This window comes from Syntrophales bacterium, from assembly GCA_023228425.1.
In the GTDB taxonomy this organism is placed as follows: Bacteria; Desulfobacterota; Syntrophia; order Syntrophales; family UBA2210; genus MLS-D.
The window spans coordinates 25,235-37,807 of the sequence record JALOBE010000012.1 but is presented as its reverse complement, the minus strand read 5'-3'; the positions used below and the strand labels follow the sequence as shown (position 1 = coordinate 37,807).

The following is a 12,573-nucleotide window of genomic DNA, read 5'->3' as shown; positions in this document are numbered from 1 at the left end:
TCGGTTCCCGCCGGCCTGTCTGTTGCCGGACCAGACCGGCAGGATAAGAAGATGATTCCCGACGGAGGGGCTTTGAAACTTCTCCCCGATGTTTTCTATTGATTTATCCAGTACCCTGTGGTAGTTCCATCGATCTTGAGAACCAAATACGCACACTTTCGGACCGGCCCGGCGTTGCTTTGTCAAAAAGTTCCGGGACGGGGTGACGGAAGTGGAGGGTACAAAACGAAAGGAGAACCAGTATGGCCTATGTTTCAATGAAAATGCTTCTTGAGTCCGGTGTTCACTTCGGGCATCAGACAAACCGGTGGAATCCGAAGATGAAACCCTACATTTTCGGAGCCCGGAACGGAATCTACATCGTTGATCTTCAACAGACGGTGCAACTCTTCGATATTGCCTATGACTTCGTCGTCGAAACCGTCGCTTCAGACAAAAATCTTCTCTTCGTGGGCACAAAGCGTCAGGCCCAGGAATCAATCAAGACCGAGGCCGAGCGCTGCGGAATGCCCTATGTGAATCAGCGATGGCTCGGCGGTATGCTGACAAACTTCACAACCATCAAAAAAAGTATTGATCGATTGAACAAACTCGATGAAATGTTTGAAAATGAGACCGTCAACGCTTTCCCGAAAAAGGAAATCATGAAGCTTCAGAAAGAGCGCGACAAGCTCCAGAAGGTACTCGGAGGCATCCGTTCCATGGGACGGCTTCCAGGAGCCCTGTTCGTCATTGATCCCAAACGTGAAATAATTGCCATCAGGGAAGGACGACGACTGGGAATTCCCATAATCGCCATTGCCGACACCAATTGCGACCCTGATGATATCGACTATATAATTCCCGGCAACGATGACGCTATTCGGGCAATAAAGCTCTTTTCCCTCAAGATGGCCGACGCCGTCGAAGAGGGGAAGCGTCGCCGCGAGGAACGGATTCAGGCGGAAAGCGACAAGGAGGACTCACCGGGAGAATCGGACGTGCCGGAAAGTGTTGAGACAAAAGGATTTGACGAGGAGGCCGGCTTCGAGGCCGAATCGGGGATCGATGATCACACCGCGGAGGAGGCAAGGGAACATTGAGTATATCGGCAGCGAAAGTCAAAGAACTCAGGGATAAAACGAACGCCGGCATGATGGACTGCAAGGAAGCGCTGACCGCGGCAGCCGGTGATTTTGATAAAGCAATAGAATACTTAAGAAAAAAGGGATTATCCGCGGCAACGAAGCGATCTTCGCGAGCGGCGAAAGAAGGGGCCGTTGCCTCCTATATTCACATGGAGGGGCGTATCGGCGTTCTTGTGGAAGTGAATTGTGAGACTGATTTCGTGGCGAAGACCGATAATTTTAAAGCCATGGCGAAGGATCTGGCCATGCAGATCGCGGCTACGAATCCGAAATATGTCAGTCCTGAGGAGATACCGGAGCAGGAACTGGAACGGGAGCGGGAAATCTACCGGAGCCAGGCCATCGCTGAAGGAAAACCTGAAAAAATATTCGACCGGATTATCGACGGGAAACTCAAGAAATATTACGAAGAGATATGTCTCATGGACCAGAGATTCATCAAAGATACGGATAAATCGGTCCGTGATCTAGTCAACGGGATCATAGCCAGTTCGGGAGAAAATATTGTAGTCAGACGTTTCGAAAGATTTCAACTCGGTGAAGAGAAGGAGTAGTCACAGGTTTCAGGTACCGAAAGCCGTCCTCTAGCAGACGTTTTCCCACTTTTTACGGGTTCATCAAAGCTGGTGAAATGACAACCACAGCACTATACAAGAGAATTCTTATCAAATTGAGCGGAGAGGCACTCCTCGGAGGGGCATCCTTCGGAATCGATCCCGACGTCGTGGAGTATGTAGCCGACGAGGTTGCGACACTGAAGGAACTGGGCATTGAAATCGGGATTGTCATAGGAGGCGGCAATATCTACCGCGGCGTGGATATCACATCCCGCGGGATCGACCGGGCCGCCGCCGACTACATGGGCATGCTCGCCACGGTCATGAACAGCATCGCCCTTCACAACACCTTTGAAAACAAGGGAATCGCCGCACGACTTCAATCGTCCATAGAGATGATAAAAGTGGCGGAGCCCTTTGTACGGGAACGGGCCCTCAAACATCTCGAACAGGGCAGGGTGGTCATCTTCGCCGGAGGGACGGGGAATCCTTACTTTACCACCGATACGGCGGCGGCCCTTCGGGCCCTGGAAATAAAAGCGGAGGTTCTTCTCAAAGCAACGAAAGTCGATGGGGTCTTTGACAGGGATCCCCTGCGGCATAGTGATGCCCGGATGTTCACCTCGATCACCCACACCGAAGCCCTGGCCCGGGACCTGAGGATAATGGATGGTACGGCCATATCACTGTGCCGTGAAAATAATCTCCCCATTATTGTTTTTAATCTTGAAAAAAGGGGAGCCCTGCGGGATGTTGTCTGCGGGAAGTCCATCGGAACACGAGTGGGGGGGAAATCATGACGGAAGACATTTTTCAGGATCTTCATGAAAACATGGATAATAACATCGTCTTTTTCGAGAAATCGCTGAGTCGGGTGAGAACGGGCAGGGCGTCACTGTCATTGGTTGACGGAATCAGGGTTGATTATTACGGGACTTCGACGCCGCTCAGCCAGATGGCGACACTTTCCATCCCGGACAGCCAGTCCGTTCTTATTTCGCCCTGGGACAAGTCCGCCCTCGGATCGGTGGAAAAGGCGATCCAGAAGTCCGAACTGGGCCTCATGCCGTCAAACGACGGTAAAGTCATCAGGATCACCATACCTCCCCTGACGGAGGAACGGCGGAAGGAACTGGTCAAGGTCGTCAGGAAAATGGCTGAAGAATGTCGTATCCAGGTTCGTAATTCCCGGCGCGATGCGAATAACGGACTGAAGAAACTGAAAAACGACAACGAGATATCGGAAGATGACTTTCATGTCAGGCAGGAAGACGTTCAGAAGATAACCGACGATTACATCAAGAAAGTGGATGAAATACTGAGCGTCAAGGAAGCGGAGATCATGGAGATATAACGGGGGTTCGAAGACAGCTTCGGCGGACAGAGGGAACGGTGGTTCCCTCTTTTTTTTAACTGCCGTGATCCTGCCGGACCTATTGTAATTTCCGACGGGCTGTGATAGGCATGATACGTTAATTATATTCAGGATATAGGTACTTTATGCAGGGAATAGACACCAAGCGCCTGCCCCGGCATGTCGCGGTCATCATGGACGGTAACGGCAGGTGGGCAAAAAAAAATGCCCTGAACCGGCTCACGGGACATAAGAAAGGTGCCGACGCCGTTCGGCATGTCGTAAGGACGGCCGGGGAACTCGGCATTCAATACCTTACTCTTTTTGCCTTTTCTGTTGAGAACTGGCTGCGGCCGGAAGAGGAAATCAACGCTCTGATGCGGCTCCTGGAGACCTACCTGAAATCTGAAATAGACGAATTGATTGAACGGGGCGTCAGACTGGAGGTAATCGGCAACAGGGCGGCTCTCCCCAAAGAGGTGCAAGGCCTGCTTCAGGAAAGCGTTCAGAAAACCTCCCGCAACAAGGGTATGGTACTAACGCTCGCTCTCAGCTACGGCGGGCGGGACGAGATCGTGGAGATGGTCGGCAGAATCGTGGCGGAATGTGCCTCGGGACGACTTCGGCCCGAGGACATTTCCAGGGAAACGGTGGCGAAATACATGTACACCTCCTCCATGCCCGATCCCGATCTTCTGATCAGGACAAGCGGTGAGTACAGGATCAGCAATTTCCTCCTGTGGCAACTGGCCTTTACGGAACTCTATTTTACGGATGTTCTCTGGCCTGATTTTTCACGCGAGTCATTTGTCGAGGCCCTTCGGGACTACCAGCGACGGGAACGGCGTTTCGGTCTCACCAGTGACCAGCTGACAAGGACATGACACCGCCATGAGTACTCACCTGAAACGCTGGCTCACGGCACTTCTGGCCGTTCCCGTACTTCTGCTTCTCATCATCTTCGGTTCGGAAGTCCTTTTCGCCCTCTTCATCGCCGCCATCATCGCGGCGGCCATGATGGAATACAACTTCATGGTCTTCGGAGCCGGCCGGCCCGCTGAAAAGAGCGTCACCATTATCATCGCTCTCCTGGTCGCGGCGGCTGCCTGGTCGGGCGGGACGTCACTGGTACTGGCCACGGTGGCTCTTTCACTGCTGGGTCTTTTCAGTCTCTCCCTCCTCAGGGACGAGGAAGAGCCGGGGACGCACCTGAAGCGGGTCATGGGAGGCATCTTCGGCATCCTGTACATAGCCGTCATGATGTCCTTTTTCATACTTATACGATGCGGCGGCGACGGACGGACCTGGGTCTTTTTTCTCATCGTCATGGCCTTTTCTACGGATGTGCCGGCTTTTTACGCGGGACGAACCTGGGGACGCAGGAAACTGCTACCTTCGGTGAGCGCCGGAAAGACTGTCGAAGGCTCCCTTGGCGGTACTGCCGGATGCGTTGCCGCCTGCACGATCTATTCGGTTCTCTTTCTGCCGGACCTGTGGCTCGGCCATGCCGTTGTCATGGGTTTCATGGGGAGTATTCTCGGACAGTTGGGCGACCTGTCCGAGTCGGCCCTGAAACGGGCATCAAATATCAAGGATTCCGGGTTTCTTTTTCCCGGACATGGAGGCATTCTCGACCGGCTGGACTCGTTTCTGTTTATGGCACCTTTCCTGTATTACTATAAAGAATATATTATAAGCCTATGAAATACATATCGATACTCGGTTCAACAGGATCTATCGGAAGAAGCGCCCTCGATGTCGTCGCACAGGAGCCGTCACGGTTCGGCGTTACCGGGCTGGCGGCGTACAGAAACATACGGCTTCTAAAAAAACAGATTGAACGGTTCCAACCGAAAGTGGCTGCCGTTATTGATGAAGAGGCTGCCGCGGAGCTCAGGACAAGTCTCGGAAGGAGAGCAAACACGGCGGTTCTGTTCGGACCGGATGGATACGACGAGCTGGCGTCGCTGCCTGAGTCAGACATGGTACTGTCGGCCATGTCGGGAGCGGCGGGGCTCGTGCCGACACTTGCCGCCATCGACGCGGGTAAGGATATCGCCCTGGCGAACAAGGAAACCATGGTCATGGCGGGAGACCTGGTTCTGGCCCGGGCGGAGAGGACCGGTGTCCGCATTTTACCCGTGGACAGCGAACACAGCGCGCTTTTTCAATGTATGGAAGGAAGGCCGAGAGATCAGATTACAAAGCTTGTTCTCACGGCATCGGGAGGACCTTTCCTGAACCGGAGCGCCGACGATCTTGCCTCGGTGACGCCGGAGGAGGCGCTGAAGCATCCCAATTGGGATATGGGCTACAAGATAACCATCGATTCCGCGACGATGATGAACAAGGGTCTCGAGATAATCGAGGCCATGGGCCTGTTCGCGGTGGACGTCGGGATGATCGACGTGGTCATCCATCCTCAAAGCATCATACACTCCATGATCACTCTCAAGGATGGGTCCCTCATCGCGCAGCTGGGCATCCCCGATATGAAGACACCCATCGCTTACGCCCTTTCCTGGCCTGAAAGAATCGAACTCTCCCTCCCGGATCTGGAACTGTGCGCCGCGGGACCGCTCACGTTCATGGTCCCGGACATGGAAAAATTCCGGTGCCTGGCTCTTTCGCTGGATGCGGCCCGAAGAGGCGGGACGGCTCCGGCGGTTCTCAACGCCGCGAATGAAATCGCCGTGGAAGCCTTTGTGGCCGGGCGCGTCCGCTTTACCGACATACCGCGTATTGTCGAGGCAACCCTGGCGGACCACGAGACGGAACGGGCGGATACGGTGGCCCGGGTTCTCGCCGCCGACGGCTGGGCTCGAATCCGGGCGAAAGAGGCAATAGACGCCTTGTAAAACAGGTTGCTTCATAGTATGCGGGAAGTACCACATTGAAAAAAAACAAAGGGCACATTGATGGGCACCTCAGTAATATCAGTCATCATAGTCTTGGGAATTCTCATCTTCGTCCATGAATTGGGACATTTCCTCGTCGCAAAGTGGTCAGGTGTCGGGGTTCTCAGGTTTTCCCTCGGCTTCGGTCCCAAACTGGTGAGCAGGAAATACGGCGAAACGGAATATGCCCTTTCCGCCATACCACTGGGAGGGTACGTCAGACTCCTGGGTGAGGCCGATGATGCCGGACTATCGGAGGAAGACCGGGAACGATCCTTTCAGAATCAGTCGGTGTACAAGAAAATCGCCATTGTGGCGGCCGGGCCTCTCTGCAACTTTCTTTTCGCCATTGTGGCTTTTTCGATCATTTTTGGTCTTGGAGTATCTGTTCCCACCTCCCGTATCGGTGCTGTCCAGGAAGAAAGCCCTGCGCAGGCGGCAGGCCTGCGAGAGGGGGACCTCATCCGTGAGATAGACGGGCACGCCATCGCCCACTGGGAAGAAATGGCGGACGTTATACGGTCGAGCGGTGGGAAGCCCCTGAAACTGCTCATTGAACGTGACGAAAAACGTATTGAGAAGACCGTTACACCGCGATCGATGGAAACGGAGACGCTATTCGGAGAGCCTGCCACGACCTATGTCATCGGGGTAACCATGTCATCAGAACTGATGACGGACCGTAAGGGGCCCGCAGGAAGTGTCATCGCCGGCGTCGGTCAGACCTGGCTGTGGACAAAGCTCACCTACACGGGCATTGCCAAGATCGTTCAGAGGGTCGTGTCTCCCAAGGAACTGGGGGGTCCCATATTGATAGCGAAAATGTCCGGTGACATGGCACGGCAGGGGCTCATTCCCTTTATCTTCTTCATGGCCGTGCTCAGCGTCAATCTCGGGGTACTGAATCTTCTGCCCATCCCTGTCCTCGATGGGGGGCACCTCATGTTTTTCGCCGTGGAGCTGGTGACGAAGCGCGAGGTAAGCCTGAAGATCCGTGAAAAAGCCCAGACGGCGGGGTTTTTTGTGTTGATCCTCCTGATATTCTGGGTGACCTACAATGACATCGTCAGAATCTGGGGTAACTAGGCATGGTCATCCTTGCCTTTGACACCTCATCATCGTCCTTGAGCGTGGCTCTCCTGGATGATGACCGGCTGCTGGCTGAATCCTTCCTTGACGCAGGGCGTCAGCATGGAGTGACGCTGCTGCCGGCCATAAACGACATTCTCTGCCGGAGTGGACGGTCCATCGGGGATGTCGGTCTCCTTGCCTGCACCACGGGCCCCGGCTCCTTTACCGGCCTGAGGGTCGGCGTGAGTACGGCGCGGGGACTCGCCCGGGCTCTCGGCACGCCCCTTGTGGGTGTATCGTCATTGGCCGCCCTCTCCATGAACGGTTCCGCAGCCGCGATGACTGTCTGTCCCATGTTGGACGCCGGGCGGGACGAAGTGTACACGGCCCTGTACAGGCCCGTCCCAGGTGATATGCCTCTGGTCGTGGAGCAGGAGAAAGTCATCAGGGCAGACCTTTTTTTAGATACCTTGGAAGCCGCTCATGATCCCGTGCTTTTTATCGGTAATGGAACCCTTGTCCATGCCGGGGGGATACGTGCCCGTCTCGGAGGCCGCGCATATTTCGCTGAACCGTCGGGGAATCGCATAAACGCACGGGCGGTGGGTCGTATTGCGTTGAAAAATATGCACACTGATGATAACGTGGTTTCGTTGAACGTATTACCTCGCTACCTGCGGCGTTCCTACGCGGGAATGTGACTACCCAAAGGAACCTGTGGCTCCATGAAAAGCCGATCACGCTATATCCTTCCCGAAGCCTTCGGATTCTTTACTCCCCTGGCGATTATAGCTTTCGTTACGGGATTTCTGTCGCTGTGGGTCGCCTGTGTCATCTCCTCGGCAGCCGCGCTTTTCGTTGTATGGTTCTTCAGAAACCCCGAGAGAAAGGCGCCTGAAGGATCGACAAGCCTGCTTTCACCCGCCGACGGTCGAATACTGAAAATAGAAGAAGGGGTAGCGCCGGCGAAGGGAGGCCTGGAGGGCTCCTTCACAAAAGTCAGTATATTTATGAATATCTTCAACGTCCACGTGAACCGCTCTCCCTGCCGGGGAGAGGTGAAAAAAATAACCTATTATCCGGGAAAGTTTCTGTCGGCAAACCTTGACAAAGCTTCTTCGGAGAATGAACGAAACGCGTTGCTCATTTCTATGGATGACGGACGAGAGATACTCGTAGTGCAGATCGCCGGACTTATCGCCCGGAGAATCGTGTGTTGGGTTAAGGAAGGGGAACGCCTGGACAGGGGAGAGCGATTCGGCCTTATCCGTTTCGGTTCACGCCTGGAGGTTTTCATGCCCGAAGGTACGAAGACCGCCGTATCTGTCGGCGACAAGGTTACCGCGGGAGAAACAACCATAGGATACCTGTCATGAAAAACGAGAATGTACGGGAACGGGATGGAATGAAGAAAGGCATTTATATTCTGCCGAACCTTTTTACGACGGCGAGCCTTTTTTTCGGCTTTTACGCGATTATCATTTCCATCGGTGGTAATTTTCCAAAGGCCGCTCTCCTGGTAATCGTTGCCTGCGCGATGGATGGGCTGGATGGAAAGATAGCCCGCTTCACCCATACTACAAGCCGCTTCGGTGTCGAATACGACTCACTCTCGGATTTGGTATCCTTCGGGGTTGCTCCGGCAGTGATCGCCTACCTCTGGGCCCTGGCCCCCTACGGACGCGCCGGGTGGATTATTGCTTTCCTTTTCGTGGTCTGCGGTGCCATGCGCCTTGCCAGGTTCAATGTTCAGTTGTCCATTGTTGACAGTAAGGTGTTCAACGGTCTCCCCATTCCGGCGGCGGCCCTGGTAATAGTAACGGCCGTTCTTTTCTGGGATTTCATGGGAGGAACGGGCACGTTTCACAATCTCGCCATTCCCGTGGGAACGGTGGCCCTGGCACTCCTGATGGTGAGCAGCGTCAAGTACTACAGCTTCAAGGATCTCAATTTTTTTGCCCGCAAACCTTTTGTGACCTTCGTGCTTATCGTACTGATGTTTGTTGTCATTGTCATGCAGCCACAGATCATGTTTTTCGCGATTGCCTTATCCTATGCGCTTTCAGGTCCTTCGAGGCTGGCGTACCGGGTGATCAGCAAAAAGAAGAAAGAACTGTCTGAAGAAAGAAATGAATTCGGCGGCTGAGAGATCGGAATCCGCACGGTCGATCGCTTCATGATACCCGACGACCTCATAATACGCTGAAACGTCATACCCACTCTCTGATGAAGGATGGAAAGAATGAAACACTGTAACGTTGCTGTCGTGGGCGCTACGGGCGCAGTAGGAAATGAAGTGCTCAAAATACTGGAAGAGAGGGATTTCCCGGTCGGAGAGATCAGACTTCTGGCTTCCGAACGTTCCAGGGGAAAAGAGCTGACCTTTCGAGGATCCACTATTCCCGTGGAGGTTCTTTCCGAAGATTCCTTCGAGGGTATTCATATCGGTCTGTTTTCGCCGGGCGGCGCCATCAGTGAGCGCTACGCGCCGGCGGCGGCTCGTGCGGGCTGTGTTGTCATCGACAACACAAGCGCCTTCCGAACGGTTCCCGAGATACCGCTGGTTGTTCCCGAGGTAAACAGTGAAGACATCTCCCTGTACAGAAACCGCAACATCATCGCCAACCCCAACTGCTCGACCATCCAGATGGTGGTGGCCCTCAAGCCCATTCATGATGCCGTTGGTATAAAGAGGATCGTTGTTTCCACCTATCAGGCCGTGTCCGGCACGGGCAAGGAGGCCATCGTCGAACTGGAGGAGCAGTCACGGGCCATTCTTGAGGGAAGAACACCGGAAAAGACCGTTTACCCCCACGTAATCGCCTTCAACTGCCTGCCCCACATTGACCTGTTCATGGACAACGGATACACGCGGGAGGAACTGAAGATGGTCAACGAAACCAGAAAAATACTGCATGATCCTTCTATGGCGATAACGGCGACCACCGTCAGGGTTCCCGTATTCTACGGCCATTCCGAGTCCATAAACATTGAAACCAACAAAAAAATAAGCGCCGATGAAGTCCGGGAGCTTCTCTCCACCGCGCCGGGCGTGAAGGTTGTCGACAATCCCTCCAACCTGGAATACCCCATGGCTGTTGACGCAACGGGAAGGAACGAAACCTTCGTGGGCCGCATTCGGGAAGACGAGTCCATCAAACGGGGTATCAATATGTGGGTGGTTTCCGACAATATACGCAAGGGAGCGGCATTAAACGCCGTCCAGATAGCGGAGATACTCCTGCGGGACCATATCTTGCCTGAACAATGAAAATCTGCGGAGGAACGGCAAGGGGCAAGAGCATTCTCGTGCCACGGGGAGGAACCCTGCGAACCACTACCGACCGGGTCAAGGAAGCCCTCTTCAATATCCTTGACCCGGTAAAAAATACGGCATTTCTGGACCTTTTTGCCGGAAGCGGCAACGTGGGAATCGAAGCTCTGAGCAGGGGCGCGGCACAGGTTACCTTTATCGAGAGCAATGCCCGTCATCTGGCTGTGATTCGAAAAAACCTGGAACGGTGCGGTTTCGTCAAGGGATTCTCCATCATGGGAGTATCCTTTGACAGGGGAATAGCCCTCCTCGAGAAACGACGCGAACGATTCAATACGGTATTCGCCGACCCGCCCTATGAAAAAGACCTGGTCATGCGAACTCTGGACGTTCTGGGTGAAACAAATATTTTCGCTCCCGGAGGCACAGTCGTCGTTGAGCACTCCATGAGAGAGCGTTGCGCGGACAGCGGAGCGCTTGTGCTTGAAGATGAACGGCGCTACGGTGACACGGTTCTTTCTTTTTTAAAATTTCGTGCCGGAGGAGATCACCATGAGTAAAATAGCGGTATATCCCGGTTCTTTCGATCCCGTAACCAATGGGCACATCGACATCATCAACAGAGGCTTGCGGATTTTTGACAAGATAATCATCGCAATCGGCAGCAACCCCTCAAAAACGTCTCTCTTTTCTGTGGAAGAGCGTATGGAGATGATCCGCAATCTCGTGGGTGATAACCAGCGTCTCGAAGTGGACAGCTATGAGGGGCTTCTGGTGGACTACCTCATCAATGTCAAGGCGAGTGTCATTCTGCGGGGGTTGCGGGCCCTGTCCGATTTCGAGTACGAATTTCAGCTCGCTCTCATGAACCGCAGACTGGACCGCCAGGTCGAGACGGTGTTTCTGATGACGGGATCGAAGTGGTTCTACTGTAACTCCAGGATTATAAAGGAAGCTGCCGCGCTCGGTGGTTCCGTGAGGGGCATGGTACCTGAAGAGGTGCTGCGCAGACTCAAAGAAAAATTTCCTCTTCTGCAGGATGCAAACGGTAGAAAGAGGAGATCATCCTGATGAAACTGGCGAAACGGGCAAGCAGAATCAAGCCGTCACCGACTCTGGCCATTTCGGCAAAGGCAAATGCCATGCGGGCCGAGGGCAGGGACGTTATCAGCTTCGGAGCCGGCGAGCCGGACTTCGATACGCCGGACCACATCAAGCAGGCGGCCCTCGCCGCCATGAAAGCGGGGTTTACCAAATACACTCCCGTTGGGGGTATCAATGAACTCAAGGATGCCATCACGGCGAAGCTCCTCAGGGACAACGGCCTGTCCTATACCCGGTCGAACATCTGCGTGTCCTGCGGCGCGAAGCACGCTATCTACAACCTGGCCCAGGTTCTGTTCGAACAGGGAGACGAGGTCATCATTCCCGCACCCTACTGGGTTTCCTATCCCGACATCGTGGCCCTTGCCGGCGCGACGCCCTGTATTCTTCCGACCAGCGAGAAACATCAATTCAAGATGACGCCGGAAGACCTCGAACGAGCCGTCAGCCCCAAGACCAGGGGGCTTATCCTGAACAGCCCATCCAACCCGACGGGTTCCGCTTACACCGCTGAAGAACTTCGGGCAATCGTCGCGATCGTGAAGAAACACCCCTCCATCGTTGTCATAAGCGACGATATTTACGAAAAAATTATATACGACGGGCTCTCATTCACGAATATCGCAAGCCTGGACGAAGGTCTGAAAGAGCAGACCATCGTGGTGAACGGGGTGTCCAAGTCCCATGCCATGACCGGGTGGAGAATCGGGTACGCCGCGGGCCCCGAGGCAGTCATCGCCGCAGCCACAAACGTTCAGAGCCAGAATACATCGAACCCCGCCTCGATCTCCCAGAAGGCCGCCGTGGCGGCTCTGCGGGGAGACCAGGGCCCGACGGAGCGGATGGTCGGCGAGTTTGCCGCAAGAAGGGACTACATCACCGCGGCGCTCAACGACATGCCCGGCGTCTCGTGCCTGAAACCTCAGGGGGCTTTTTATGTCTTTCCAAATGTCGCCAAGCTGTACGGCACATCCTGTGAGGGCCGCGACATAGACGGTTCGGCGGCTCTGACGGCTTTTCTTCTGGAAGTTGCCGAAATTGCCGTGGTCCCGGGCGTTGAGTTCGGAAGTGACGACCACGTCCGCCTGTCCTATGCCACTTCCATGGAGAACATAGAGCGTGGCATGGCCCGAATGAGGGAGGCGCTGGCCCGTCTGCTTCACTGAGGGTTGTCTCGTCACGGTCGTGT

General features: G+C 54.5%; 15 protein-coding genes. All 15 read left to right on the top strand.

What is annotated here, in order from left to right; all coding sequences use genetic code 11:
* Nucleotides 1-242 precede the first annotated feature (242 nt).
* The 15 genes from rpsB (at nt 243) to M0Q23_06080 (ending at nt 12,550) form a co-directional block, all read left to right on the top strand.
* The gene (gene rpsB / locus M0Q23_06150; protein ID MCK9528217.1) at nt 243-1,082 is read left to right on the top strand and encodes a 30S ribosomal protein S2; all 840 of its coding nucleotides are present in this window, start codon (nt 243-245) and stop codon (nt 1,080-1,082) included.
* Complete coding sequence (tsf, locus tag M0Q23_06145) at nt 1,079-1,681, top strand: translation elongation factor Ts (GenBank protein ID MCK9528216.1); 603 nt, start codon at nt 1,079-1,081, stop codon at nt 1,679-1,681. The genes rpsB and tsf overlap by 4 nt, the downstream gene beginning before the upstream one ends.
* 77 nt (nt 1,682-1,758) lie before the next feature.
* Nucleotides 1,759-2,484 (top strand): UMP kinase, encoded by a 726-nt coding sequence (gene pyrH / locus M0Q23_06140; GenBank protein MCK9528215.1) that lies wholly within the window; start codon nt 1,759-1,761, stop codon nt 2,482-2,484.
* Nucleotides 2,481-3,038, top strand: a complete 558-nt coding sequence (gene frr / locus M0Q23_06135; GenBank protein MCK9528214.1) for a ribosome recycling factor — start codon at nt 2,481-2,483, stop codon at nt 3,036-3,038. The genes pyrH and frr overlap by 4 nt, the downstream gene beginning before the upstream one ends.
* Nucleotides 3,039-3,184: 146 nt before the next feature.
* Complete coding sequence (locus M0Q23_06130; GenBank protein ID MCK9528213.1) at nt 3,185-3,922, top strand: isoprenyl transferase; 738 nt, start codon at nt 3,185-3,187, stop codon at nt 3,920-3,922.
* A gap of 7 nt (nt 3,923-3,929) precedes the next feature.
* Complete coding sequence (locus M0Q23_06125; GenBank protein ID MCK9528212.1) at nt 3,930-4,742, top strand: phosphatidate cytidylyltransferase; 813 nt, start codon at nt 3,930-3,932, stop codon at nt 4,740-4,742.
* Nucleotides 4,739-5,896 carry a 1-deoxy-D-xylulose-5-phosphate reductoisomerase gene (locus tag M0Q23_06120; protein MCK9528211.1) on the top strand — a complete coding sequence of 386 codons (1,158 nt, stop codon included), beginning with the start codon at nt 4,739-4,741 and terminating at the stop codon, nt 5,894-5,896. The genes M0Q23_06125 and M0Q23_06120 overlap by 4 nt, the downstream gene beginning before the upstream one ends.
* Nucleotides 5,897-5,956: 60 nt before the next feature.
* Nucleotides 5,957-7,021, top strand: coding sequence for an RIP metalloprotease RseP (rseP, locus tag M0Q23_06115; protein ID MCK9528210.1), 1,065 nt, complete (start codon nt 5,957-5,959; stop codon nt 7,019-7,021).
* 2 nt (nt 7,022-7,023) lie between these two features.
* Nucleotides 7,024-7,707: a tRNA (adenosine(37)-N6)-threonylcarbamoyltransferase complex dimerization subunit type 1 TsaB gene (gene tsaB, locus M0Q23_06110; GenBank protein ID MCK9528209.1), complete on the top strand. Its 684-nt coding sequence runs from the start codon at nt 7,024-7,026 to the stop codon at nt 7,705-7,707.
* Nucleotides 7,708-7,731: 24 nt separating this feature from the next.
* Nucleotides 7,732-8,382 carry a phosphatidylserine decarboxylase family protein gene (locus tag M0Q23_06105; protein MCK9528208.1) on the top strand — a complete coding sequence of 217 codons (651 nt, stop codon included), beginning with the start codon at nt 7,732-7,734 and terminating at the stop codon, nt 8,380-8,382.
* Nucleotides 8,379-9,152, top strand: a complete 774-nt coding sequence (gene pssA / locus M0Q23_06100; GenBank protein MCK9528207.1) for a CDP-diacylglycerol--serine O-phosphatidyltransferase — start codon at nt 8,379-8,381, stop codon at nt 9,150-9,152. Before M0Q23_06105 ends, pssA begins: the two co-directional genes overlap by 4 nt.
* 96 nt (nt 9,153-9,248) lie before the next feature.
* Nucleotides 9,249-10,277 carry an aspartate-semialdehyde dehydrogenase gene (locus M0Q23_06095; protein MCK9528206.1) on the top strand — a complete coding sequence of 343 codons (1,029 nt, stop codon included), beginning with the start codon at nt 9,249-9,251 and terminating at the stop codon, nt 10,275-10,277.
* A 38-nt stretch (nt 10,278-10,315) separates the two neighbouring features.
* Nucleotides 10,316-10,840 carry a 16S rRNA (guanine(966)-N(2))-methyltransferase RsmD gene (gene rsmD / locus M0Q23_06090; protein ID MCK9528205.1) on the top strand — a complete coding sequence of 175 codons (525 nt, stop codon included), beginning with the start codon at nt 10,316-10,318 and terminating at the stop codon, nt 10,838-10,840.
* Entirely contained in the window at nt 10,833-11,351 is a 519-nt protein-coding gene (coaD, locus tag M0Q23_06085; GenBank protein MCK9528204.1) for a pantetheine-phosphate adenylyltransferase, read from the top strand. The genes rsmD and coaD overlap by 8 nt, the downstream gene beginning before the upstream one ends.
* The gene (locus M0Q23_06080; GenBank protein ID MCK9528203.1) at nt 11,351-12,550 is read left to right on the top strand and encodes a pyridoxal phosphate-dependent aminotransferase; all 1,200 of its coding nucleotides are present in this window, start codon (nt 11,351-11,353) and stop codon (nt 12,548-12,550) included. The genes coaD and M0Q23_06080 overlap by 1 nt, the downstream gene beginning before the upstream one ends.
* Nucleotides 12,551-12,573 lie beyond the last annotated feature (23 nt).